Annotated in this window: 23 protein-coding genes; 11 read left to right on the top strand and 12 right to left on the bottom strand. The window is 65.8% G+C overall.

The features are described 5' to 3' along the window. Positions 1–17 precede the first annotated feature (17 nt). The 5 genes from DL240_RS09035 to DL240_RS09015 all read right to left on the bottom strand — a co-directional run bounded on the left by DL240_RS09035 (position 18) and on the right by DL240_RS09015 (position 5,366). Positions 18–587: a hypothetical protein gene (locus DL240_RS09035; protein WP_111729552.1), complete on the bottom strand. Its 570-nt coding sequence runs from the start codon at positions 585–587 to the stop codon at positions 18–20. A 36-nt stretch (positions 588–623) separates the two neighbouring features. After that, entirely contained in the window at positions 624–3,338 is a 2,715-nt protein-coding gene (locus DL240_RS19615) for a hypothetical protein (RefSeq protein ID WP_146618204.1), read from the bottom strand. A gap of 168 nt (positions 3,339–3,506) precedes the next feature. After that, positions 3,507–4,232: a hypothetical protein gene (locus tag DL240_RS09025; RefSeq protein ID WP_111729551.1), complete on the bottom strand. Its 726-nt coding sequence runs from the start codon at positions 4,230–4,232 to the stop codon at positions 3,507–3,509. An 11-nt stretch (positions 4,233–4,243) separates the two neighbouring features. Beyond that, positions 4,244–4,933, bottom strand: coding sequence for a hypothetical protein (locus DL240_RS09020; RefSeq protein WP_146618203.1), 690 nt, complete (start codon positions 4,931–4,933; stop codon positions 4,244–4,246). A 40-nt stretch (positions 4,934–4,973) separates the two neighbouring features. After that, on the bottom strand, positions 4,974–5,366 hold the full coding sequence (locus DL240_RS09015) for a hypothetical protein (RefSeq protein ID WP_111729549.1): 393 nt from the start codon (positions 5,364–5,366) through the stop codon (positions 4,974–4,976). 218 nt (positions 5,367–5,584) lie between these two features. Here DL240_RS09015 and DL240_RS09010 point away from each other — a divergent pair, with 218 nt between their 5' ends. From DL240_RS09010 to DL240_RS09000, 3 genes are read left to right on the top strand one after another with little or no spacing between them, the layout of a single operon-like run. Further along, positions 5,585–6,349 (top strand): TIGR04255 family protein, encoded by a 765-nt coding sequence (locus DL240_RS09010; protein ID WP_111729548.1) that lies wholly within the window; start codon positions 5,585–5,587, stop codon positions 6,347–6,349. Continuing rightward, a complete protein-coding gene (locus tag DL240_RS09005; protein ID WP_146618202.1) occupies positions 6,306–6,878 on the top strand; it encodes a hypothetical protein in 573 nt (190 codons plus the stop codon). Before DL240_RS09010 ends, DL240_RS09005 begins: the two co-directional genes overlap by 44 nt. Positions 6,879–6,882: 4 nt before the next feature. Beyond that, the gene (locus tag DL240_RS09000) at positions 6,883–7,497 is read left to right on the top strand and encodes an RES family NAD+ phosphorylase (RefSeq protein WP_111729546.1); all 615 of its coding nucleotides are present in this window, start codon (positions 6,883–6,885) and stop codon (positions 7,495–7,497) included. 39 nt (positions 7,498–7,536) lie between these two features. Here DL240_RS09000 and DL240_RS08995 read toward each other — a convergent pair whose 3' ends face one another. Beyond that, positions 7,537–8,367: a CvfB family protein gene (locus DL240_RS08995; protein ID WP_111729545.1), complete on the bottom strand. Its 831-nt coding sequence runs from the start codon at positions 8,365–8,367 to the stop codon at positions 7,537–7,539. A gap of 233 nt (positions 8,368–8,600) precedes the next feature. Here DL240_RS08995 and DL240_RS08990 point away from each other — a divergent pair, with 233 nt between their 5' ends. Next, the gene (locus DL240_RS08990; protein ID WP_111729544.1) at positions 8,601–11,072 is read left to right on the top strand and encodes an ATP-binding protein; all 2,472 of its coding nucleotides are present in this window, start codon (positions 8,601–8,603) and stop codon (positions 11,070–11,072) included. Between the two features lie 23 nt (positions 11,073–11,095). Here DL240_RS08990 and DL240_RS08985 read toward each other — a convergent pair whose 3' ends face one another. The 4 genes from DL240_RS08985 to DL240_RS08970 form a co-directional block, all read right to left on the bottom strand. Then, positions 11,096–12,361, bottom strand: coding sequence for a helix-turn-helix transcriptional regulator (locus tag DL240_RS08985; protein WP_111729543.1), 1,266 nt, complete (start codon positions 12,359–12,361; stop codon positions 11,096–11,098). A gap of 284 nt (positions 12,362–12,645) precedes the next feature. Then, on the bottom strand, positions 12,646–13,755 hold the full coding sequence (locus DL240_RS08980; protein ID WP_111729542.1) for a hypothetical protein: 1,110 nt from the start codon (positions 13,753–13,755) through the stop codon (positions 12,646–12,648). 473 nt (positions 13,756–14,228) lie between these two features. Then, entirely contained in the window at positions 14,229–14,531 is a 303-nt protein-coding gene (locus tag DL240_RS20460) for a hypothetical protein (RefSeq protein WP_111729541.1), read from the bottom strand. Positions 14,532–14,670: 139 nt separating this feature from the next. Continuing rightward, positions 14,671–15,090 (bottom strand): VOC family protein, encoded by a 420-nt coding sequence (locus DL240_RS08970; protein ID WP_111729540.1) that lies wholly within the window; start codon positions 15,088–15,090, stop codon positions 14,671–14,673. Positions 15,091–15,405: 315 nt separating this feature from the next. Here DL240_RS08970 and DL240_RS08965 point away from each other — a divergent pair, with 315 nt between their 5' ends. Both DL240_RS08965 and DL240_RS08960 read left to right on the top strand, forming a co-directional pair. Then, positions 15,406–17,145 (top strand): DEAD/DEAH box helicase, encoded by a 1,740-nt coding sequence (locus DL240_RS08965; RefSeq protein ID WP_199589779.1) that lies wholly within the window; start codon positions 15,406–15,408, stop codon positions 17,143–17,145. 39 nt (positions 17,146–17,184) lie between these two features. Beyond that, positions 17,185–17,943 carry a glutathione S-transferase family protein gene (locus DL240_RS08960; RefSeq protein WP_146618200.1) on the top strand — a complete coding sequence of 253 codons (759 nt, stop codon included), beginning with the start codon at positions 17,185–17,187 and terminating at the stop codon, positions 17,941–17,943. Here the strand turns inward: DL240_RS08960 and DL240_RS08955 are convergent. Then, a complete protein-coding gene (locus DL240_RS08955) occupies positions 17,934–18,482 on the bottom strand; it encodes a flavodoxin family protein (protein ID WP_111729538.1) in 549 nt (182 codons plus the stop codon). The two genes, DL240_RS08960 and DL240_RS08955, sit on opposite strands and share 10 nt — an antisense overlap. 130 nt (positions 18,483–18,612) lie before the next feature. Here DL240_RS08955 and DL240_RS08950 point away from each other — a divergent pair, with 130 nt between their 5' ends. The 4 genes from DL240_RS08950 to DL240_RS08935 all read left to right on the top strand — a co-directional run bounded on the left by DL240_RS08950 (position 18,613) and on the right by DL240_RS08935 (position 22,659). Then, positions 18,613–19,053, top strand: a complete 441-nt coding sequence (locus DL240_RS08950) for a YchJ family protein (RefSeq protein ID WP_111729537.1) — start codon at positions 18,613–18,615, stop codon at positions 19,051–19,053. A 333-nt stretch (positions 19,054–19,386) separates the two neighbouring features. Then, positions 19,387–21,072: a catalase gene (locus tag DL240_RS08945; protein WP_111729536.1), complete on the top strand. Its 1,686-nt coding sequence runs from the start codon at positions 19,387–19,389 to the stop codon at positions 21,070–21,072. Between the two features lie 278 nt (positions 21,073–21,350). Then, positions 21,351–21,749, top strand: coding sequence for a group II truncated hemoglobin (locus tag DL240_RS08940; RefSeq protein ID WP_111729535.1), 399 nt, complete (start codon positions 21,351–21,353; stop codon positions 21,747–21,749). 136 nt (positions 21,750–21,885) lie between these two features. Continuing rightward, positions 21,886–22,659, top strand: a complete 774-nt coding sequence (locus DL240_RS08935; protein WP_111729534.1) for a DUF6694 family lipoprotein — start codon at positions 21,886–21,888, stop codon at positions 22,657–22,659. A 40-nt stretch (positions 22,660–22,699) separates the two neighbouring features. Here DL240_RS08935 and DL240_RS08930 read toward each other — a convergent pair whose 3' ends face one another. Then, on the bottom strand, positions 22,700–24,382 hold the full coding sequence (locus DL240_RS08930; RefSeq protein ID WP_111729533.1) for a SulP family inorganic anion transporter: 1,683 nt from the start codon (positions 24,380–24,382) through the stop codon (positions 22,700–22,702). 136 nt (positions 24,383–24,518) lie between these two features. Here DL240_RS08930 and DL240_RS08925 point away from each other — a divergent pair, with 136 nt between their 5' ends. Further along, positions 24,519–24,956, top strand: a complete 438-nt coding sequence (locus DL240_RS08925; protein ID WP_111729532.1) for a translation initiation factor — start codon at positions 24,519–24,521, stop codon at positions 24,954–24,956. Positions 24,957–25,059: the final 103 nt, after the last annotated feature.

Below are 25,059 nucleotides of genomic sequence, written 5' to 3'. Positions count from 1 at the left end.
TCAGAAGCTCCCCGCCACTAGAGCTCGGGGCGCTCCGGCAGCTTCAAGGGCTGACGCCCCTGGACCTGCTGAACGCGCACCTCATCAAAGGCCCGCATACGCTCCAGCTGGGTGTACATCCGCCAGGCCGACTCCGCAGGCAGCAGCGGCGAGATGGTCTGACGCTGCCCGTCACGCTGCGAGATCACGACGACGTGGCCCGTGGCGCGGTGGCCCGGGCGCACGCCGCTGCCGCGCTCGCTCCTCTCGACCACCTCCACCCCGCGCAGCTGAGCGACGTCAAAGCTCGTGTACGCGCGCTCCAGCCCCATCCGCGACGCCACGTAGACCCGGCAGATGGAGGGGTTGCACACCACCTGGGCATCGCGCGGCGCGCTCATAAACACCAGCCCTCCGACCAGGGTCAGCGCCCCCACCAGCGATAGCACCACCACCAGCAGGCGCTGCGCCCGGCTCAACGCGCTCCAGAACCCCCGGGGCTCCGACACCTCCAACGACTCCGACTCCGGCGGAGCGGATTCCGACGGCTCCGGGGTCTCCTGCACCGGCAAATCCGGGGTTTCCTGCTCGTGTTCACGCTCGCTCATCTCACCTCCTCATTTCATCCGCGACGTCCCTTTATCTCAGAGGAGCGGACACTCTACAAAGAGCCCGGCCAGGGGATGTTCCGGATCACGCACCGGCGCCATAAAGCGCAGCTCCATGGAGGTGGGCGCCAGGTAGACCTCCTGCTGACCGTTGACCTGGTACGTGCCCCCGGGCGCCGTGCCCTGGTAGACCCCTTCGATGTACCCATTCTCCGTCCAGCGGGTGATCGTCAACATCCCCTCGCCATGCGCCGAGGTATGAGGGAAGGGCAGTGGAAAGATCTCGTTCAGCGCCACCGAAAAGTTGGCCGGCACCACCAGGGGCTGCTCCCCCACGGGCAGCTCAGCGACGATGGTATGCCGCGCTGTATGAGAGCTGCCAAAATCAAGGGTGAGCAGTGGCGCTACATAAAGCGCCGAGATGCCCTTAAAGTCGCCGACCGAACCGCTGGCCACCCCCTGGGTCTCCATGTCGTAGAAACACTCGCAATGGCCCACCCGCACCCGCACCGAGTCGTAGAGCTCGCGCTCCTCGATGCTCGCGGAGATGGTGTATTCCCCCGTGTCTGCACTGACAAAGCGCCCATCGGAGCTGATGCTCCCGCCGGAAGCTTCCCACGTCACCCGCGCATCGCCGGCCAGGGTGACAGCCTCCGCACTGAGCTGCAGGGGCTCGTCAGGCTGAATGCAGCGAGCCCGCGGGCTGATGCGCAGCGACTCCTCGTTGCGCATCAGCACCGAGGCCTGGCGCGGGGGCTGCCCGCAGCTCGGAGAGCGCAAGCCCCCAAAAGAGAGGCTCGTCAGGGTCACCTCTACCGGGAACTCCTCCCGGGTCGCCGGCAGCTCTACCACCACCGTGTGGCGCCCCCCATCCTCGCTGATGTCGCGGAGCGTGGCCTCACCATAGGTCACCTCCCACTGGCCCCGGGCATCCTCCCCGAAGATCTCGGCATTCAAGATGACCGAGTCGCCGGGGAGCGCCGCGATGACCCGCTGCTCCATCTCCACGCGAATCGGCGTGATCGTCACCGGCCCCTCCCACCGCGAACTCTCCTGATTGCTCTGCGGCGGAAAGGCCGCGCGGGTACCGTTGGCCCACACCACCACCGCGCCGCCCCCGGCGTGACGAGGCTCATACACCCGCTTGTTGGTGTTCAGCGGCCCCTCGCTACAAAAGCCCGCGGCCACATCCGCGCCATTCGCCCGGGAGCCGATCCCTCCCTGGTACTCAAAATCGACCTGATGGGTATCGACATAGAGCGAGATGTCAGTCCAGGGGCCCGGGCGAATTTCACAACCCAGGGTCAAATCAAACATCCCTTCCAGCGATGTCCCGGCAGCGTTTGCAACGAAAAACTCAACGATATTCTCAAACACCGTGGCTACATCATCGTTGCCGATCTTCATCTCGTTACGCAGTAGCGTAGAGGCCGCGGTTTTCTTCGCGATCCGCCCGGCTCCGGTCAGGTTATCGACGCCCCAGGCCGCGGCCAGCGCAAGATTCACGAACATTTTCGCGACACTCCCCCCCAGAACCCATCCCGGCGCGTGGGCCGAAACAACAAAGTCATCCCACTGGCCGGGCACCCGGTAATCTTCGATAAATGCGCTGGTGTAGCTACGCACCTCCCCATCGTAAAGCCAGCGTGGCATAGAGTTGGTGTACATGTAGCTCCCCAACTGCGCGGCACCAACATAGAGCCCCAACACCACACCCACACCGGCGGACGGCCCCGGCACAACGGAGATCACGCTGGCCAGGGTTCCTACCTTCGCTACCTCTCTCTTTACCCCTGCCACGGTGGCGGCCTTTCGCATGTAATAGGAGAGTTCCTCGGCATTGGCGATCTCCACCTCCACACGGTCGGAAATCCTGGCGCAGATCCCCTGGCGGTGCTGCCCCAGGTCGTCTCCAAACTCCAGCCCCTCCTCAGAAGGCCCCGGGGTAAAGCGCAGCTCCACCGGCCCCTCGGCCTCCAGCTCGGCCAGCCCGACCAGCGCCTCCCGGCTCAGCCCGGCGGCGTCGACCTTTCCGATGATCGCGTCGACCAGCGCAAGGTCCTCAGCGCTGACCTCCACCGGCAGACGCCCCTCATCGAGCTGCGCCAGCAGCGAATCGGGGTTATCCGGATGGGCCGTGGCCCAGGCCTGCATCGCCAGCGGGAGGGCCATCACCGGCACCTCATCCAGGGGCCCCTCCAGCACCTCGCGCAACTCCAGCCCGTAGCTCTCCAGCAGGGTCTCGGCGAGCTCTGAGGAGGCGATCAACGACTCCCGGAGGGCGCCGGGCGCCGGCGGCAAAGCCTCCACCTCCCAGGCCACCTCCCCCGGGCACTCCGCCTCACCATCGGTGAATCGCAGGGTCAGCGGGCCACCCTGTGCAGACTCCGGATGCATCGGAGAGATGAAATAATGCTTCTCGCGCTCCGAGTCGAAGTACACCGGCAGTACAAAATACTCATCGTCCCCCTCGCCGTAGTACACCTTCGCCGAGAAAAGCCCCCGCCGATGTTGCGGCCCTTGCTCATCGACATCGAAGAGCTGGAGATCGACCTCAACCTCCTCAAAGGGCTCCCCACCGCTGCCCCAGACATGCACCCCGGTGCAATACGAGGGGAAATCCACCTCTGCGGGTGCCGCGCCCTGATAGACCTCCAGGTTATTCTCCGGCTCAAAATAGCTGCGACACCCCTCGCAACCCGCGCCCAGCATCATCAGCGGCATCATCACCGCCACCATTCGCCAGCCCATTCCCGGCTCTCTCATCGACCTACCCCCTCATGGCATGCAAAGAGGAACGCCGTAGCGAACACCTCACGCGCTCACCCGCCGCCCCATCCTTTAAGATTGAAGTGCCCCTGGTTTTAGCAGCACGGGCACCGCTCTTCAAAACTCCCCCCCCTTTTGGGGGAAATCGCTTCACCAGTGCCCGGAGGGCATGTCCTGATGCTGCGTCACGCCTTCGCCGGTCTCAGCCGCACATGCCCCGACCTTGTGGCGCTCCCCGGCCTCGGGCGCTTCCGGGGGCCCCTCCCCGCCCTGGAGTCCGGCCATCTCGACGATCGATCGGGCCGCCTGCAGGTACTGCTCGATCTGCGCTTCAATGCCCTGGCGCTCATACCTTGTCGCTCCACAAAACTTGATCTGGAGGCGACGCTCCTTGAGCTCTAGGGATGAATCGCCACGACCGAACTCCGCCAGCAGCGCGCCAAAGGCCGGACAGGCCAGGCCTGTTAGCCCCGGCTCATCGTCGGAGACCTTCACCTTAAAGAGGCGATTGAATTCGCTATCGGCCCCGCCAAAGCGCAGATCGGGCGCTTCTTCATCCCAAGATCGCCGTCTGCTCACGTGCAACGTGCGGGGAAACGGTGCGTCAAACACCATCACCGTCACCAGTAGGTCCATCTCATTGGCGAAATCTTTATACCCCATTTGGAAGTGGATGGGCCCTATCCGCGTATCGACCATCCACACCGCGCCAAAGAAGTGGCTCTTGCCTGCAGGCCAGCCCCGGGCCTGGCGAATCTCCTCCCAGCGTCGATCGAGCCTGATGCCCGAGATCACCGGGGGCACCAGAAAAACGATGTGAAAGAGCACAACGAGCGCCACCAGGCTTCCACCCATGATCATCCAGGTCTGGTCCATCACGTCTCCTCTCACCAATGCCCGGTGGAGCGCTTCTCCCGCAGGCTTGTTCCCTGCGCGAGCGCGCGCGGCTCGGGCACCGGCTGGTTCTCCCCACCTTGCAGCCCGGCCATCTCGGCGATCGTCTGGGCCGCTTCCAGCTGGCGCTCGACAAAGGCTTCCAGCTCCTCACGGGTTTTAAAGAGTGTTTTGACGTACTCCAGCTTCAGGCGACGCTCCCTGAGTTCGACGCGCGCACCGCGCTTCCGAAGCGCCACCAGCAGCTCGCCAAAGCCCGCGCGTGCCAGGCGCTCCACCCCGGGGGCTTGGGCCGGGGCGCTCACCTTGAGCCCGCGGTGAAAGGGACTGCCGGCTTCCCCAAAACGCCGATCGGGCTCGCCACTCAGCGGCAACACCCGCTCGGTGATCGTCAGGTGTTGGGGAAAGGGCGCCCCAAACTCCATCGCGACCATCACCCACCGCCGAGACGCTCGCCCCACCTTCACGCGCGCGGGCCCGGCCCCGGTATCGAGCTCCCAGCTCACGTCAAAAAAGGTGTCCTCGCCAGCCTTCCAGCCGCGCGCCTGGCGGAGCGCGTCCCAGATCAGCCCCTCCCGGATCTGCCCCCAGTAGTAGAGCACCAGGCCCCCCACCACGAGCACCCCGGCGAAGGCGTAGATCAGCATCTCGATCATCTCGTGCCGTGCTATCGATTCCGACATCGCTCCCTCCAAAGGCTCCCCTGTCGCCCCCTCAACACACTCAGCCGCGATAGGCCATCAACGCGTAGTCGATCTGCTCTTTGACGCGCTCGGCCTCTTCTTTGGAGATCCGGGGGGTCACGGTCTTGCGCATGGTATCGCCGCTGTGAAAGCCCACCGACACCTCGTAATAGGAGCTGCGGGTAGAGCGCCAGCTGCGCCCACGCCTACTGCTCCTGGCGCTCGACACGCGGACCTTGCGCACATCGCGAAGGTGAAAGCTCGCATAGGCCTTCTTATCCTTTTTCCCTGTATACACCTGGCAGTGCCCGCGAGTGCACTCCACAGTCGTGTCTTTGGAAGAAGGCGACCAGAACAGGTTGGCGAGCACCATCAAGGCCACGATGCCCAGCGCCAGCCCTCCTCCCGCGCTCCCTTTCGATACCTGCGTCATCATTCCTCCTGATGTGATGGCGTTGGGGTTGATCCCCCCCGGCCGGTCTGTGTTTGCGTAGGAGCCCACCATGCAATATTCCCGTCGCGCTCGCCAGTGCCCGGGGAAGACTTGCGCGAGATCATGCCTTATACTCTCGCTGCCCCTTGCTCCCAGGCGCCCCTTTGAGAGCGCTGTTTTTTGCACCGTATGACCGGCAGCCGATCACGGAGGCCCCCATGCCTATCCCTGCATCCGAACGCATCATCTTCGAGCCCAACCCCCTGGTGGAGGTGAGCTGCGAACTCTCGATCGAGCGTCTCCTGCGTCTGGAGAGCGAACTCCCGGTCGCGTTGCAGGAAGCCATCCGCGATCGCTACCCTCGCCAGGAGAGCAGCCGCGATGCCTCCCGGGGACTCACCACCTACGACTTCATCTCGGAAGACCGCTTCTGGAAGTTCTCGGTCAACGCCACTCACCTGCGCCTGGCCACCACCGAGTACACCGAACGCCAGGATTTCCACCGGCGCCTGAGCCCTTTGCTAAAAGCCTTCAGCTCAATTTACGACGTGCACACCGCGTCCGGCTTCAGCCTGACCTACCAGGATGTGATCAACCGTCATGAGCTGGGTCTGAACCAGAGTTCCTACGCGGAGTTACTCAAGCCCGCGTTTGCCGGCGAGCTCTGTGATGACGCGCTGGAGGAAGATGAGGTGGACGAGCTGATGCGCTTTATCTCGCTTAAACTCGCGCAGGGGCGAGCCCATATCACCCACGGGCTTACCCGCGACGAGCAGAATCGACGGGTCTATGTGATCCGCACCGAACTCTTTGAGCAGGGACGCTACCCCTTTGAGCAGATTCCTCAGATTCTACTCCCCTACCATGATCAGGGCGGCTACATTTTTCGATGGGCCATCAGTGATCGCCTCAAAGAGGCGCTGACATCTGGAGCACACCATGGCATCTGCCCCCCTGATGTTGCCGGAAACCACCCGTCGTAATCAGCCCTATGGCACCGCCTCGGCCCCACGCCACTCGTTGAGCCTGATACGCGCCGGGCAGAGTTTCGGCCCCTTACGCCGGGAAGAGCCCTTTGGCCTGCCCTCGCGCGCCGAACTCGAGAAGAGCCCGGTGCTCGCCAGGGCACTCGCCCGCGGTGACAGCCGCCGCCGGGAACTCTTGCAGACCCCGACGCTCTCCCTTGAGGAAGCCGCCCGGCGCCTGGAGCTCAGCATAGACGAGCTCCGCACCGCCATCGCTCAAGGGCGGCTGCTGGCCATCCCTGCCAACGACTCATCGCCGAGCCCGACACGCATCCCCTCCTTTCAGCTCGTCGAAAGCCACCTGCTCCCGGGCCTGGAGCAGGTTCTTAAGCTCCTTCCCGACTACGGCTGGTTTGACGCTCTGAACTTCTTCAACTCCCCTCATGAAGGGCTTCACGGCGACACCCCCGCCCACGCCCTGACTCAGGGGCAGCTCGAACCCGTGTTGCGCTGCGCTCGCCAGCACTGGCAGCACCTGAGCACCTGAAGCGATGCCAGACTCGCCAGCCGACACCCCTGCGACGCTTCGGGAGCTCCCCGAGTCTCTGGAGCTAACGACACTAAAGCCCCATACCCCGCTCTACCGCATTCAGGCGGCGGGCTACCCCAGCCCTATCTTTTTCGGGCGAGGCCCCCACGCCCGCTTCAACGATCCCGCCGGGGAGTTTGGCGTCTGCTACGTCTCCACCTCGCCAGAAGGGGCCTTTGTCGAGACTCTGGGCCGCGGCAAACTTCAAGGGCAGGCTCTGGCTCTGAGCGCTCTGGACGATCAGATACTCTATCAGCTGACCTGCACGCAGCCCCTTCGGGTCGTACGCCTCGACGGCCATTACCTGCTGCGAATGGGACTGGAAAGCAGCCTGATCAACGCCCCCGACTACATGGCCTCGCAACACCTGGCTGCCCGCCTTTTCCATCACCGCGACCAACCCGACGCCCTGCGCTACCCTGCGCGCCATGATCTCGAGCGCCGCTCGCTGGCCCTCTTCGAGCGCGCCTCCACCCACGCGCCTCACTGGGTCTGGGAGTCACAGGGCTCCCTGCTTGCCAATCGTTCTTTTCTCGAAGCCATGGTCGAGCGCTACCAGCTGGCCATCACCACCTGACTCGCCCCCACGAGCCGGCAGCCGCCCTTCTCACCAGCGTCAGACCAGACGCACGATCCCCGGCTCCAGCTCGATCATCCGTGCCCGATAGAGTGCCCCCAGCGCCTTTTTGTAGCTCTTTTTGCTCACACCAAAGGCCTCAAAAATCGCCTCCGGCGAGCTCTTATCGGTGAGCGTGGAGACCCCGCCCCGAGACTGGAGGTCTTGAAAAATCGCGCTCTGCAGGGCGTCGCGGGCCGACGCCGTATGCCGCTGCAGACTCAGGTTGATGCGGGTATCCGGGCGCACCTCCTGAATGTAGCCGCGCAGCGACTCGCCAGGCTTGAGCTCGCCCAGGATCTCCCGCTCAAAGAGCATCCCCACATGGGTGTGATTGATCACGGCCTTAAAGCCCAGGTCGCTGCGCTCCCAGAGCACCAGATCCACCTCGTCGCCGGCGCTGAACTGGCTGCCGTCGGTCGAGAGATACGTGTCGAGCCGGCGAGTTCCCGCGATCCGCCCGGTGCTGTCGATGTAGGCGTAGATCAGGTAGGAGCGCCCCGCGCGCATCGGGGTGCCCTGCTCGGCAAAGGGCACCAGCAGGTCTTTGCCCAGCCCCCAGTCCACAAAGGCCCCCACCGCGTTGACCTCTTTGACACTGAGCCAGGCGCACTGGCCCACCACGACTTTGGGCTCCCGGGTGGTGGCCACCGGCACATCGTCGGAATCGAGGTACACAAACACCCGCACCTGCTCGCCAGGCTTCAACGTCGAGGGGGCCTCCTGAGCCGGCAGGTCCAGACGCTCCTCAGGCCCCTGGCCCTGGAGCACGTAGCCCTGTGCGCCGCGCGCGATCACGGTGAGTGTGGTGTGTTGACCGATCTCGATCATGGCCTGTCCTGGGGTGTGAGTTCGTGGTGAGAGAGGCGCGCCGCGTTGCCGCGCCGCGCTCCCCACGCTCCTACCACAGAAGTTCCCGATTCCCCCCGCGCATTTAGCCTGGCCACGCCCGGGCGCCCTTTGCTCGATCTACCCCCTTCGCCGAACCCCCATCTTTGATTATGGTGGGGGGTGTTCACGCACGCGCTCGATCACCGTGCTCTCCCCCTGGCCTGGTCTGACTTATGAGCCCCCTCGCTTCGTCGCCTGACCTGCTCTTTGACTTCCCCGGTGAGGTCGCCGCCCGCTGCCGCGCCATGAACTGGGAGGACACCCCGCTGGGGCCCCCACAGCACTGGCCCGCGGCGCTGCGCTCCGGGGCGCGCATGATCCTGAACTCGCGCATGCCCATGACCCTGGCCTGGGGGCCAGAGCTGGTGCAGATCTACAACGAGGGCTACCTGCCCATCCTGCAGGAAAAGCACCCCGAAGCGCTGGGGCAGCCGGTACGCCGGGTGTACTCCGAGATCTGGGAGGAGGTGCGCCCGCTGCTCGAAGGCGTCTACCGCAGCGGCGAAGCCCTCTGGCTGGAGAATCACCCCTTTGAGCTTCGCCGCAAAGGTCGCCTGGAGCAGTGCCACTTCACCTTCTCGTACAGCCCCTTTCGCGACGAGCATGGCGAGGTCGTCGGCATCCTGGCTTCGGCGGTGGAGACCACCGCGTCGGTGCGCGCGATCCGCCGCGCTCGCCAGTTAGGTAGGCTGGGCACCTTCACCGAAGCTACCAGCGTCGAGGCGGTGCTCTCCGGGGGCGCCCGCTGCCTGGAGGAGGCTTTTGAGGATCTGCCACGCGTCCTCTTATTTGAGGTCGATGCCGCGCGCGATCACCTGCGCCTGATCGAGACCACCGAGCCCCGGATGGGGCCCCGGCCCCTCTTCGACCAGATTCCCTGGCGCTCAACCAGGGAGGGTCTGCACCTGGTGGAACTTCCCGGCGCGCGCCAGGCCGGCGCCGGCCCCTGGGTCTGGCTACCGATCGTCGAGCTCCACGCCGGGGGGCCCCGGGTCGTCGCCGGGATGCTCGCCAGCCTCCACCCCCACCTTCCCCTGGACGAGGACTACCGCACCTTTCTCCAGGAGGTCGGCGCCACCCTGGCCCGCAACATCCAGCGCGTGCGTTACCTGGAGCTCACCCGCGCCAACGCTCAGCGACGCTACGAGGCGGTGTTTCGTAACTCGCTGGATGCCATGATGCTCACCACCCCGCAGGGAGAGATCCTGGAGGCCAACCCCGCCGCCGAGGCCCTCCTGGGCTACTCCGCCGACGAACTCTGCGAGATCGGCCGCCGGGGCATCATCGACCCCGACGCCCCCGGCCTGCACGCCGCGCTGGTGCAGGTTCAACGCACCGGCACCTACCGCGGCGAGCTTTGCTATCGCCACCGCGAAGGCACCCTGATCCCCTGCGATGTCTCCTGCGCGACCTTTCAGGACGCCCGCGGCAACCTGCGCGCCAGCGTCACCATCCGCGATCTGCGAGCCCGCCAGGACCTGGAATCCCGACTGCGCCACGCCCAGAAAATGGAAGCCGTCGGCAAACTCGCCGGGGGCGTGGCCCATGACTTCAACAACCTGCTCACCGTGATCCAGAACTCGACGCAGGTGCTCGAAGAGCAGCTCGCCGACCCCATGGCGAGCACCCAAAGCCTCCAGGCCATCACCGAAGCCTGCGCCCGGGCCTCGGCGTTGACCGAGCGCCTGCTGGCCTTCTCGCGCCGCCAACCGATGCAAAAGACCGCGCTCGATCTGCCGACGCTCATCGAAGCCCTGACCCCGATCATGCGCCCTTTGATCGGCAACGACGTGATCTTCTCCCGCCATCTCGGCCCCACCTGCTGGCCGATCCTGGCCGACCGCCAGCGCATCGAACAGGTGCTACTCAACCTGCTGGTCAATGCCCGCGACGCCATGCCCGAGGGCGGCGAACTCACGCTGAAAGCGAGCAACCACGTCGAACGCCGCCGGCGCATCGACGCCCTGGGCCAGGCCCTGCGCCCGGGCCGCTACGTCCACCTGCGCTTTAGCGACACCGGCCAGGGCCTCAGCGATCAGACGCTCGCCAGGCTCTTCGAGCCCTACTTCACCACCAAAAAAGAGGGGACCGGCCTGGGCATGGTCACCGTGGCCGAGGTCATCCGGGAGTCGGAGGGCGCCATCTTCGTGGAGAGCGCGCCGGGCCAGGGCTGCACCTTTGATCTCTACTTCCCCGCCGCCGAGGAGCGCGCGACGCCCTCGTCTGACGGCCCGGGCGCGATCCGCGGCCGGCGCTCCCTGCTCCCCTGGCGGGTGCTCCTCGTCGACGCCCAGACGACGGTGCGCCTCGCCACCGAGCGCCTGCTGATCCTGGCCGGCCTGGAGGTCACCGGCGTCGAAAGCGCCGCCCGCGCCCTGGAGCTGGTGGAGCGCCCGGACCTTTCCCCCTTCGATCTCCTCATCACCGAGGGGCCCCCCCCCGAACTCCCCACCGCAGAGCTTATCCAACGCCTGAAAGCCCGCGCCCCCGGGCTGCGCGTCCTCCTCGTCGACGCCTCCACCAGCCCCGACGACGCGGCCGAGCTCGCCACTCAACGCGACGCCCCCCTGCTCCAAAAACCCTACGGCTACGACGAGCTCATCGCCGCGATCCTCCAGGTCATGAACTCGTCGGCATCCGACTAAGCGACGCGCCTCCGGCGCCCGGCTCAGCCTGGGTCCGTCGAGGGCTGCTCGTCGCAGATCGTTTGCACCAGCTCCTGACGCGAGTTCAGCCCCAGCTTGCGGTAGATGCTGGCGAGCTGATTGGCCACGGTGCGCTCGGCGCTGCCCCGCGCCGCGGCGATCTCGGCGTTGGTGCGCCCCTGAGCCACCTGGCGCGCCACATCGCGCTCGGCCTCGCTCAATCCCGCCGGCAGACGCAGCGGCGGCTGAGCCAGCACCAACAGCTCAGACTCCGCGAGCCGAATCTGCGACTCCGCCCCGAACACCGACGCCACCAGACGCACCAGGGCCGAGCGATCCTCCAGGTTGAGTTTGAGCAGCGCCGAGCGCAGCTGCGAGCGCACCGTCGATGGCGAGAGCCCCAGCTCATAGGCCGCCAGCTTCACATGGTGCCCTCGCCCCACCAGGTAGGCCACCTGACGCTCGCGCTCACTCAGGCTCACGTTGCAGCGCACCTCCAGCGGGTTTTCGTGCAATACGGTAAAGGAGCGCCCATCGGTGTCGATCACATCCAGCAGCGACCAGCGCCCCTCCACCATGCCCTGCCACAGGTTCAACGCCTCCAGCGGGCGATCGGCGGCCAGGCTGCTGGCATGCTCCCGCGCTTCGATGAGATGACGCACCTGCTGACGCGCGTGCTCGGAGCGCAGCCGTGGATCCGGAACCTCCAGCAGCGAGCGGCTCCGATCAAAAACGGCCGCCGCCCCCTCCAACCCCCGCGAATCCAGGCGACGGCGCAGGCGCGCGCCGGCGGCCACGTGGGCCCCGACCCGCTCCCAGATCGCGCGGCGAGATGCCGACATCGCGACCGGCCTGTCCAGCAGCACGCAAAACATAAAGCCGGAGCCCCCTCCCTCATCCATCCGCAGCATTTCAAAATCGACCACGTCGCGGCCATGCGCCAGACGCTGCATGTCGCTGTCCTGACGCAGATGCTTCAGGGTCGGATGCTCGCCAGCGATCTCGGAGAGGGCGCGGTAGCGATAGGGATGCTCGTAGGCCAGCCGGGCCCGGGTCGGATCGAGGTGTTGGAGCAGGTCGCGAAACATCTGCTCATCCCCACCGCGACCGCCCTGCTGACGAAAGGTCAGGGCCTGCACCCGGTGGCGATCACAGACCCAGCGATACGCCACCACGCCCCGGCCCCGGTCGAGCAGGGGCGCCATCAACGCCAGCAACCCCTCCAGCCACTCCGCCTCGCTACGCTCCAATCGATATGCCGCATGCGCAGCCTGCACGGCTCTTTTCATGCCACTTCTACCCGGGCTTCTGGGCCTAACAACGCCGTGATACCCCGCGAACAGGGGCCCGGCTTCATATTTGGGTGTGTTGAGTCGCGCTCCCCATAGCAAAGCGGCGCTTCTTCTGCAGCAACAAAGTGCTCGTCGGGCGCCCCTCCTGAGGCCTCCGCCTCATGCCTGGGCCTCCCTTTTCGGGGGGAAGGCTTCCGACACCTTTCGGACTCGCCCCATGAAAAAAGCCCCCGAAACCGGGGGCTTTTTTTGAGACTACGGGCGTCGACGGACTCCGCGCCTTAGTCGCAGGTCACGAAGTCGGCGTTGGTCGCGTTGACCGTTCCCAACGCGTCGATGTCACAGCCCTGGTTGTCGCTGAAGGTGACGTCTTCCAGCTCAATCGTGGCGCCGGCCTCCAACCAGATCGCGCCGTAGCCATCGCCACCACCGTGGCGAACCGTGGTGTGCTGGAAGCGCGAGCCGTTGTCGGCGTCGCCGTAAATCTCAATCGTCGCCCAGTCGCCAGCGGCCGGGTTGGACTTGGCGCTCTCGATCACCACCGGGAGCTCCGCGCTCCCCATCGCCCGCAGCTGTCCGCCCTCGCTCACGCGCAGGTACCCGCCGCCTTCAAACTGAAGCGTCACGCCGGCCTCCAGCGTCAGATCCGCCATCAGCGCCTGCGATTGCATGACATAGGGCACGCCCAGCGCCTTCCAGCTGACGTCCTGCTTCATATCCCCGTTCATCACAGCGACGTAGGCCTGGGGGTTGGTCCCGCTGGCCGCGAAGGGCTCCAGAGTATGGGCCCGCTCACCACTGACCGAGACCAGCGGACCACCGATGTCTTTGAAGCTGACATTGGAGAACGCATCCACCCGGGCATCCCCGTTGATCTGAATCGCGGCGTAGGCGCTCTCCTGCAAGGCGACGTCGCTCAGACTGATCTGGGCGCCCTCTTCCACCCAGATCATGCCGTAACCCTCACCATCGCCATGGCGAATCACCGCGTGCTCAAAGCGGTTGGCGTTGTCGGCGCTGGCGTAGATATCGATGCGCTCCCAGTCGCCGGCCGAGGGGTTGGCGCTGGCGCTCTCGATCACCACCGGGCAGTCGGCCTCCCCGATCGCTTCAATCGCGCCGCCATTTTCCACGGTGATCACCGCCCCGGAGGCGATCTTCACCGTGGAGCAGGCCTCAAAACTCAATTTGGCGTGCACCGTAAGCGACGAGGTGATGAACACGTCCCCCCCCACCGTGCGGTCCGCGCTGATGTCCCCGCTGAGTTCCACGGGCTCTCCGGTCTCATCGGGCGTCCCATCGTCCGCGGGGCCTTCCACACAGGCCGTTGTCAGCAGCGCGCCGCAGGTCAGCAGCGCCAGAGGAGTCAAAAGACGATACCACTGCATCATACACACCCTCTCATCACATGGAGCGCCGCCAGGCGCCCTGTTAGTTCGCGAGCAGAGCCGACCACCGGCACCACTCCAGTCCTCCCAAAAGGTGGGATGTAACGCGACGACGTTAGAGAGGGCTTCGCACCCTGTCATGAGAATAATTTTTCACTTTTAAACTTCTGCCACGCGCCCCACCGCCCCCACCGCCCCCGACGTTTCGGCCAGGCGCCCCGGGGCGCACCCATGGGGGGTTGAGCCCTCCCGGGCGCACCGAACTCGGCCCACAGGCCCCGGGCAGGCGCCCACGACCACCCCTGTTCGGGGGTTAAACCCCTCCCCGGCCCTTCTCGAACGCACCCATGGGGGGTTCAACCCCCGGCAATCCCGCTCGCGAACGTGCCCTTCTCAGCAAGCTTCCCCAAAAAGGACGTTCCCGAACGCACCCATGGGGGGGGGGCAACCCCCGGCAACCCCGCCCCGGGGCGCCTTCACGACTTAAAAAGCGCCTCTAATCGGGCGCGGGCCTCATCGGCCTCGCTGCGCTCGCCAGGCTGGCCACCGGCAGGGGCGGCAGGGCGGAAAAAGTCGCAGAAATTGGCCCGTTCTTTGTCGCGCACCGGCTCGCTGACCGGCTCCCGACAGCTTTTGGAGGCGTTCACGTCATAGAAACGGCAGTTTTTGCAGACCTTCATGTCGGCATCGCACTCCGGACAGGTCGTGGTGCGAAAGATCGGGGTCTGCAACGCCAGCGCGTGGCCGCAGGCAAAGCAATTCAGGCGCGTAACTTTCATCATGCTCCTTGGATGGAAAGGGCTGCGGGCGCGCCCGGCGCCCGGGGGGGCCAACCTACCCCGAGCGCGCGCCCGACGTCGACCGCGGGCCGGGCGCCTTCGGCGCCTTCCCGGGCGAGCAACGCGCCCGCAGACTGAACTACTCCTGAGGGGGCAGGCCTTCCCCCATCCACCCCACCTCCCAGTGGTGGCCATCCACATCATAAAAACTCCATCCGTACATCCCCCCTTGCTCCTGCTTCGGCATCGCATAGGCGCCGCCGTGAGCCACCGCCTTTTCGACCATCTCATCAACCTCCTCGCGTGTAGGCACGAGCACGCAGAGCAGCGCTTCGCTGTGGCTGGAGGTGTCGCAGACCTTGCGCTCGGTGAAGTTCTGGAAAAACGAGGGCTCCAACAACATCGCATACGCCAGGTCGTTGATGATCAGGCAGCAGGCCTGCTCCCCCTCAAAGCGCGCATCAAACGCATACCCCAGCGCCTCAAAGAAGCGCCGGGAGCGCTCCACATTCTCAACGGCAAGATTAATAAAGAACGGGCGTCCCGACAGATCGCTCATGGCAACTCTCCTCAGACACATGACATTCAGATGAAGCATCCACCTCCCCATGAGGCGACGCCTTCAGAACCCTGGTCGAATCCCCTCGCCAGCGACCGACCGACGCACAAAAAAAGTACCGTGAGCACCACGCCGCCGGAGAGCGACGCCGGCGCGCCCGCGGAAGAACCTCGCCAGGCGACCCGTTCCCCGCATGACGCCGGCCGGGCGATCCGAGGTGCCGGCGCCCTCAATGGACACCGCTCTTCCCTTCTGTTACCACGCCCTCGACACTGCGGCGCTCGTTTGGAGTGCCCCCTTTACCACGGTATCTCCTTGAACGATTTTGCAAAGCTCGACCTGATCGAACCGCTGCGCCGGGCGATCGCTGCCCAGAATTACGTCAAACCCACCCCCATTCAGGCCCAGGCCATCCCCGCGCTGCTCCAGGGCCGCGATGTGCTCGGCTGCGCCCAGACCGGGACCGGCAAAACCGCCGCGTTCACCCTCCCGGTGCTCCAGCACCTGGCCGGCCAGAAAGCCCCCCGCGGCAAGCGCCCCGTACGCGCCCTGATCCTCTCTCCGACTCGCGAGCTCGCCGCCCAGATCGGCGAATCGATCGAGGCCTACGCCAAGCACTTAAACCTGCGTCACCTGGTGATGTTCGGCGGGGTCAATGAAAAGCCCCAGATCCGCGCGTTGGAGCGGGGCGTCGACCTTTTGGTGGCCTGCCCCGGGCGCCTGCTCGACCTGCATGGCCGCGGGTTTGTCGACCTGACGCACGTCGACTTCTTCGTGCTCGATGAAGCCGACCGCATGCTCGACATGGGCTTTGTCCCCGATGTGCGTCGGATCCTCAAAGCCCTGCGTGGCGAGCGCCAGAACCTGCTCTTCTCGGCCACGATGCCGCCCTCGGTGGCGAAGCTGGCCAACACCTTTATGACGGATCCGGTGCGCATCGACATCACGCCCGAATCGACCACGGTGGAGGCCATCGACCAGCGAGTGATGTTTGTCGAGAAGTCCGACAAGACGCAGCTGCTCAGCGAGCTGCTCGTCGACCTCAAGGTCGAGTCCACCATCGTGTTTACCCGCACCAAGCACGGCGCCAACCGCCTGACCAAGAAGCTGGAGCGAGCCGGCTTTAAGGCCGCGGCCATTCACGGCAATAAGAGCCAGAATGCCCGTCGTCGCGCGCTCGAAGGGTTCCAGGATGGCTCGATCACCATCCTGGTGGCCACCGACGTGGCCTCCCGCGGCATCGATGTGGAGAGCGTCACCCACGTCTTTAACTTCGACCTGCCCAACGAGCCCGAGAGCTACGTGCACCGCATCGGCCGCACCGGACGCGCCGGGCGCGCGGGCACGGCGATCGCCTTCTGCGATGACTCCGAAGGCGAGTACCTGCGCGACATTGAGAAAACCATCGGTGAGTCGATCACGGTGGATACCACGCATGCCTTCCACAGCGAGAAGGCGATGAACGCCGTGCCCGCCGCCAGGAGCGCCGGCGGCCGGGGCAAGAGCCGCGGCGGGCGCCGACGCAGCTCCAACCGCCGCTCCGGCGGGCGCAAGAGCCGCGGCGGTGGCAGCAAGAACCAGAACGCGCCGAAGCAGCGCCAGAGCACGCGTAGCGAGCGTAGCCATGGCGAGCGCAAGGAGCGCGTCGAGAGCGCCAGCCGCGGCAACGACTCGCGGCAAGCGCGCGACGACGCCCGGCAGGAGCAGGGCGAAGGCACCGGGCGCCGCAGCTCCAGCCGCCGGCGCGGACGCCGAGGTGGGCGCGGCCGCTCCGGCCAGGGAGAGCGCCCTGCCGGGGCGCGCACCTCCCAACGTGAGGGGAACGCGGAGGGCTCGGGTGCCTCGTCGGAGCCCCGGCAGGGCAGCGGCTCGGGTCGCCAAAGCTCGGAGCGTCGCACCAGCCGGGGCGCGCGTCAGCGCGCCAACGCCCGCAACCTGCAGGCAACGTCGGGCTCGCAACCTTCGGGACAGCGCGCCAAAGGCGCTGCGGCTGACACCTCGAAGCAGCCTCGTCGCACCCGTCGCGATCGCCGCCCGCTGAGCGAGCGTGATTGATCGTTTTCTCCCACGGCCTCCTCTTCCCCCGTGCTCGCCATGCCCTACGCGCTGATCACCATCCCCTTTAGCCACTTCTGTGAGAAAGCCCGCTGGGCGCTCAATCACCATCGGCTGGGGTTTGAGGAGCAGGCCTACCTGCCCCTCTTTCACCTGATCGGCGCGCTCCCCTCCGGGCAGCGCTCGGTGCCGATCCTTAAAGCCGGCGAAAAGACCGTGGGAGACTCCACCGACATTTTGCACTTCTGCGATCAGGTCGGCTCGGGCACGCGTCTCTTCGCGGAGCGCTCGCTCGACGACGCGGAACCCGACGCCATCGAAACCTGGGAAGAGGAGTTCGATCAGCGTCTGGGCCCGGCGGTGCGGGTGGTCGTCTACGACGTGCTGCTGGCGCACGCCGCCTACACACGCGACTTCATGGTGGAGAGCGGCCCGGGATGGCAACGCCAGGCCATTCGCCCGGGCTTTGGCATGCTGCGCCAGGCGATCTCCAAGAGCTACGCGATCACCCCGGCGCGGGCGCAACGCGCCCGCGGACGTATCGACGATATTTTTGCCCGCGTGGCCCAGACGCTGGCCGACGGTCGCCCCTACCTCACCGGGGATACCTTCAGCGCCGCCGACCTGACCTTTGGGAGCCTGGCCGGCCCCCTGGTCTCCCCGGCCGAATACGGCGCGGCGCTCCCCCCGCTGGAGGGCGCACCCGATGCCCTCAAACGCCTGACCGAGGAGTTCCGCGCCACCGCCGCCGGCGAATATCTGCTGCGCCTCTACGCCAACGATCGCATTCAGGCGTGAGGGCGCGGCGCTTCGCCGAAGTGGCGCGCCAGCGCCACACCAAAACGATGCGCTCGCTCGGCCTCTCCCTCCACCAGCGGTCCCTCGGTGCCCTCGACAAAGAAGGTCTGCGGCGCCTCGATCAGCTCAAACCCCAGGTGCTTGAGCCTTCGACCAATGGCCCGCGACGCCTGACCGACCTTGGAGAGCCACTTCGGCTCCTGGAGGTTGGTGCCAAACGCTGCCGCCGCGCCGCGCCCCACCTCGCCACGCGCCTTCAACCCGGCCAGCCACTCCCGCACCCCACTCTCGGAGAGCGGCTCCCAGTCTTCTTCCGACTCGTCTTCGGCACGATGACGCGAGCGCTCAGTGCTCAAGCGCGTCATATGAGTGGGGCCCCCCACCACCAGCAGGTCGATCGAGCTATCCACCCGGGGCGGCGCCGACGACACCTCCATCACATCCACACGCATCCCGGTGGCCAGCCCCTGCGCAATCGCGTAGGCCACCTTTTCGTTGTCTCCAAACATCGACTCGTACACGATCAACGCCTGTCGCATCGCTTCGCCTCCCGGGCAAAGTTGACTATGACAACACACTCGCCGGCCGGCAGCCGCAACGTCGGCGCGCCACCGGAGCGCTCCCCAAACCTAGACCCCGCTTCTCTGACCCCAAGCCCCGTGAACCTCTATGCGACGACGCACCTGCCCCTGCTCCAGCAACCAACCCGCCGCGCTGTGTTGCGGCAAGTACCATCGCGGCCTCCCGGCGCCGAATCCCGAAGCCCTGATGCGCTCGCGTTTCAGCGCTTACGCCCGAGGCCTGGTCGACTACGTCATCGACACAACCCTGCCCGAGAGCCCCCAGGCCAAACCCGAGCGCGCCAGCTGGCGGCGCGAGCTGCTGGCCTACTGCAAGGCCACCGACTTCGTGGAGCTACGCGTACTCCACACCGAATGGGAGCCCGGCCAATCCGAAGGCTTCGTGACCTTTAAGGCCACGCTGATCCAGGATCGCCAGCCCTTCAGCTTCACCGAACGCAGCCGCTTCGAGCTCAAAACCCTCCCCGGCCAAAAGGGCGATCCCCGCTGGTACTACGCCGAGGGCGAAGAACTCGAAGAAGGCGTCTGACGCGCGCCCCGCTGCCGTGGACGGAGACGAACCTGGCCGCCTCTGCTCATATGTCCAGCGTCCGGGGGCATTTTTTTTGTGGCCAGCCTCACATCCTGAGTCCCCGCCTTTGAGTCCCCACGCACGCCCGGGGGAGGGCCGGACGGCCCTCCCCCGGGCCCTTTCAAAAAAGCCCTTGCCCTCTTAAGGCGGTGTTTACACTCCGCCCCACGCCTCTCCCTGGCCCCCCGACGAGGGCCCCCGAAGTCTCCCCGCATGGCGAGGCACGTAGTTGGCCGTAGACGTACCCTGGTACTTCATCCAACGACGTATTCTCTCAGCCCGGGAGGCCCCATGGCAGGCTCCTCAAAGAACGGCAAGAACCCCAAAAGCTCCAAAAGCGGCGCCACGAAGTCGTCTAAAAAGGCGTCGAAAAGCACCCGCAGCACCTCGTCCAAGACCTCCGCTTCCCGGGGTTCCACCGCGGCAAAGCGGGGAGCCAAAAGCACGAGTTCCCGGGGCTCGAAGTCGTCGGGCAACGGCCGGCGTCGAGGTCCGCGTCTGACCACCGCCGACGGGGCCCCGGTGGGCGACCAGGAAAACGCGCTCAGCGCCGGGCCCCGCGGCCCCCTGCTGATGCAGGACGTCAACCTCATCGAGCAGATCCAGCGCTTCAACCGCGAGCGCATGCCCGAGCGCGTCGTCCACGCCAAAGGCACCGGCGTCTATGGCACCTTTAAGGTCACCGCCGACCTGCGCCGCTATACCCGGGCGTCGATCTTTTCGAAAAAGGGCAAGAAAACCGAGTGCGTGGTGCGCTTCTCCACCGTGGCCGGCGAACGCGGCGCGGCCGACGCCGAACGCGACCCGCGCGGCTTTGCCATGAAGTTCTACACCGACGAGGGCAACTGGGATCTGGTCTGCAACAACACGCCGATCTTTTTCGTGCGCGATCCCTACAAGTTCCAGATGTTCATCCACTCCCAGAAGCGCCACCCCGAGACGAACCTGCGCGACGCCAACATGCAGTGGGACTTCTGGAGCCTCTGCCCGGAGAGCCTCCACCAGGTGACCTGGCTCTTCGGTGACCGCGGCATCCCTCGCAGCTACCGCCATATGAATGGCTACAGCAGCCACACCTACTCGATGATCAACGAGCAGGGGGAGCGGGTCTGGGTCAAGTTTCACTTCAAGACCCTCCAGGGCATCGAGTGCCTGACCAACGCTGAGGCCGCCGAGGTCATCATGCATGATCGCGAAAGCCATCAGCGCGACATGCTCGACGCCATCCAGGGTGGGGACTTTCCGAAATGGAAAGCCTACCTCCAGGTCATGACCCAGGAGCAGGCCCAGAACTTCCGCTGGAACCCCTTCGACCTGACCAAGGTCTGGCCGCACGCCGACTTCCCGCTCATCGAGTTTGGAGAGCTGGAGCTCAACCGCACCCCGAAAAACTACCATCACGAGGTGGAGCAATCGGCCTTTAACCCCAGCTCCTTTGTCCCCGGCATCGGGCCCAGCCCCGACAAGATGCTCCAGGCGCGCCTCTTAAGTTATCAGGACGCCCACCTCTACCGCGTCGGCGTCAACTACCGCGATCTGGACGTCAACCGCCCCCGCTGCCCGGTGCATAATTACCTGCGCGACGGTCAGTTCGGCGGGATGCACGATGAGGGCACCGGGTTTCCCAACTACTACCCCAACAGCATCAAGGGCGCTCCCCAGCCCGATGCCTCGTTCAATGAACCGCCCTGGGAGCTCGGCTCGGTGACCGTCGACCGCTGGGACTCCCGCATCGATCACGACGACTACACGCAGGCCGGCAACCTCTTCCGGCTGATGGACCGCGACGAAAAGGTGCGCCTGGCGGTCAACATCGTCGAATCGCTGGGCGGCTGCCGCAAAGACATCATCGAGCGACAGCTCGTGCACTTCGATCAGGCCGACGCCAACTACGGGCGCCTGGTTCGCAGGGCGCTGGAGGCCTACCGCAACGGAGAGATGGACGATCTTCACGAGAGCGTTCAGCCTCACGCCTGACGCCACATACTCGCCAGGGGAACCTTCCCCTGGCGAGTATGTGGCGAGGATGAGGGATTCGCCCTGAAGCACGCCGCCAACACACACCACCCAAAGCCTCCCGAGCACGCGCCACGCTCGCCAGGGCTCTACGGCGCTACCAGGAAGGCCTCGCGGCCATCCCGGGTTCTGCTCACCGCACGCGGGGCAACACCACCCCCGAAGCGTTGACCGGATGCACCGCCGTCCTTAACGATGAGCCTCGGCCCTTCCCTCTTCCCTCTTTCCCACGCAGTCTCATGACCCAACCTCCCCCCGAAGACACCACTCCTTTTGAACTCGTTGGCGGCACCGAGGGTGTACAAAAGCTCGTCGACCGCTTCTACGACCTGATGGACACCCTTCCCGAGGCGGCGACCATCCGAGCGATGCACGCCAGAAGCCTGAAAGTCTCGCGCGAGAAGCTCGTGCTCTTTCTCACCGGCTGGCTCGGCGGTCCCCCCCTCTACATGGAAAAGTACGGGCACCCTCGCCTGCGCATGCGTCACGCCCCCTTCGACATCGACGAAGACGCCCGCCAGGCCTGGATGCTCTGCATGCGTCAGGCCCTTGATGAGCAGGTCGAGGACGCACAGTTGCGCCGCTTCCTGGATCAGGCACTCGATCGCGTCGCCGCCCATATGCGCAACATGCACTGACCCCATCCCCAGAGGCCCGCTTCTGCGGCCTCCCACATCACGGTTGGAGCCTCTGCAAGCAGTCTGAGTCGACCACCATCGCGAAGTACGAAACGCCCCCGGGGGGAGCTAATCCCCCTCTTCGCCAGGAGACGACATGTACAGACTTTTCCTTCTCTTGCTCGGAACCTCCTTCCTGCTGGGCTGCAGCCCCCGCGTGGACGCGTCCAGCCCGGAGGCGCTCGAGGCCTCGATCACCCGCATCCATGAGGGGCTCACCGAGACGGAGCGCAAAGCCTTCAACGAGAACCTCGAAGCCATTCTCTTCAACTCTCAATTCACGGTCGCCCCCGATCAATCCGCCGAAGATGCCGCCTTGAAAGCCATTCACGGACTTAGCGTGAAGCAGGTGATGAAAGTGGGCGGAGACCTTCGTAAGGATGCCATCGAAGCACTGCGCAGCCTCGCGGAGCCCACCATTAAGGAACTCGAAGCGCTACGTGAGAGTTCGGCGCCGGCCCGACGCACGTTGGATGCGTTCACCCTGAAGGCTACTGAATATCGGCTCGATACCCCCCCCTCCGGAAGCGCTCAGCCGGTCATGAAGCTCTCTCTGACCAACGGTACCAATCGCGCGGTCTCCCGCGTGCACTTCGACGGCGGGCTCACGACGCCAGAGAACCCAAACCCGAAGTCTCTCGATGTGCAGCGCTTCACTCTGACGCTGCCCCAAAGCCTGGAGCCCGGCGAGAGCCTCCAGCTCATCTATGAACCCACGATCTACAACCCGGCCTGGTCGGTTCAGTATCAGGAAGGCATGACGCTTAAGACCCTGGTCGTGCGCCTCGACGATGCCAGCGCAGAGCCCATCGCCGAGTCGGCCTTTGGACTGGAACAAGAGAGCTCTCTCAGCTCCCTGAAAGCCCTCTAGCGCGCCAGCGGGGCGGCTAATCCGGAGGCCATGGCTTCGGTCAGGTCTGATCTTTGGCCAGGGCTTCCACCGCCTCGCCTACGCTGGCGTAGTGAGGCATCGCCCGCAGTTTTCGTTCCTCGGCCAAAATGTCGCGCACCTGCCCCACATCCCGCGCCATGGCCAAAACTTTGTCTCGTTTTCGCAGCTCTTCGGCCAGCTTCACGAGCATCTGTGCGGCGCTCACATCGATCACCGGCGTCGACTCCCCGTCCAAGATCACACAACGTACCCCCTCGCGCCGCGCCACCTTGAGCACCTGCCGACGCACATGCTCAGCGTTCACGAAGTAGAACCCGCTCTCCACACGCAGGATCACCACCCCCTTCACCGCCTGCGCCTCGGGGTGACGCGCCTGATCCACATAAAGATCGCCCTGCTCCTGCTCCAGCACCCCGAGCTCGGCGATGTAGGGCCAGCTGGCGCGATACAAAATCAGAAGTAACGAGCCCCCCACCCCCACCAGCAGCCCCTCCAGCACGCCCAGGCCGATCACGCCCACAAAGGTTACCCAGGCCGCGGCCGCGTCGGCCCACACCGCCACCCCTTCGACCTTGCCCGAACGACCGACGTGGTAGAGATCGACCAACCCCTTGAAATCGACCAGTTCCCACAACGCGGCGATCACCACCGCGGCCAGCGTGGCGTGGGGCAGCCAGGCAAAGACCGGCCCCAGCCACAAGAGCGTGGCCACCACCAGCGACGCGGCCACAAGCCCCGAGACCTGGGTGCGCGCCCCGGCGTCGCGGTTGACCGCACTCTTGGAGAGGCTGCCGTTGACCACCATCCCGCCGACCAGGCCCGCACCCAGGTTGGAGCCCCCCTGGGCGATCAGCTCGCGGTTGGGCACCACGGTGGTCCCCACCGCCCGGGCCGCCCCCATCCCATCGGCAAACCCCACCAGCGCCACCGCCAGCGCCGGGCCTACCAGGCGGCCCCAGCGCGAAAGTTCGATGCTCGGCCACCCCATATGAATCTCACCCACTTCGAGCGCGCCAATCGAACTCACCCCGGCCTGCGGCAGCTCCAAAAACCACGACACCGCCAGGCTCCCTAACACCGCCACAAGCGCCGCTGGCGAGCGGGGCCAATAGCGTCGCATCACCAGCATGATCGTCAGCCCCCCGATCCCGATCAGCGCGCTGCGCACATCAAACCAGTCGCCAACGTCCAGCCAGATCTTGCCCACCTTCCAGAAACTTCCGTGGGCCGACTCCGCCCCCAGCAACACTGGCAGCTGCCCCCAGACCACGGCCAGGCTCAGCCCCACCACAAAGCCCTTGAGCACCGGCTTGGAGACCATCGCCACCACAAAGCCCATGCGCAGCAGCCCGGCCACCAGGGCGGCCACGCCACACAAGATCGCCAGCCCCGCGGTCAGCGCCAGGGCCTCGGCCGGGCCCGTCGGATGAAGCGAAGCCAGGGTCGCCCCGCTCAACGCGGCGGTCGCGGCCATCGGCCCCATCACCACCCGGGACGAGGTTCCCAGCGCCGCGTACATGGCCAGCGATGCCACCGAAGCCACAAGTCCCACCACCGGGGGCACCCCGGCGATGGTGGCGTAGGCCATCACCTCGGGCACCAGCACCACCCAGAGTGTGAGCCCGGCCACCGTATCGGCTCGCCAGCGCCCGGCGCCCCCTCCCCGCAACGCCGGAAACCACCCCCGCACCTTGCCCGTCATCCCATCCCCCTGGCTTCTCGTCCCATAGCTCGCCAGCCGGGCAACCTTTTTACCTCTTGCGTGTTGCCCTTTTGTTACGCCACGATCCGGCCGACATTCGTCTCACTGCCCCTTCTCACAGCTCAGGAGCACGCCCATGGGTAAACGCCGCAACGCCAGCGATCAGCGCAACGCCTCGAAGAAAAAAATCGCCCTCGACGCCGATACCAAAGGCTTTGGCCACAATCCGTTTGCCGCCCATTTTGGCCAGGCCTCCTCGCCGGCCGCGCCCCCCGAGGAGACCTCCACCGCCCCGAACCCCCAACACCAGCCGGCCCCCGGCGCCACGCTGAACCTCGCCAGGCTCAAACATCTGCGCCTGCGCATTGAGCGCAAAGGTCGAGGCGGCAAAACCGTCACCCTTCTCGAAGGGCTGGGCTCCCCTGGCGAAGATGCGCTCGAAGCACTCCTCGGCCAGCTCAAACGCGCCCTGGGCTGCGGAGCCGCGATCGATGGCGAGGCCATCGCGCTCCAGGGCGACCAGCGCGAACGCGCCGCACGCTGGCTCCAGGAGCAGGGCGCCTCGGTGCGCTGAGCCCCTCCGGCCCCCCCCCCGGTCCATACCCCGGGAAGAAGGCGCTCGGCCCGACCATTCTTGTCTGCGCCCCGACTCGCCACGCGCGGGTCGTTAAGCCTGA

It is taken from the genome of Lujinxingia litoralis, from assembly GCF_003260125.1.
Lineage (GTDB): Bacteria > Myxococcota_A > Bradymonadia > Bradymonadales > Bradymonadaceae > Lujinxingia > Lujinxingia litoralis.
This window is presented reverse-complemented; position numbering and strand designations above follow the sequence as displayed.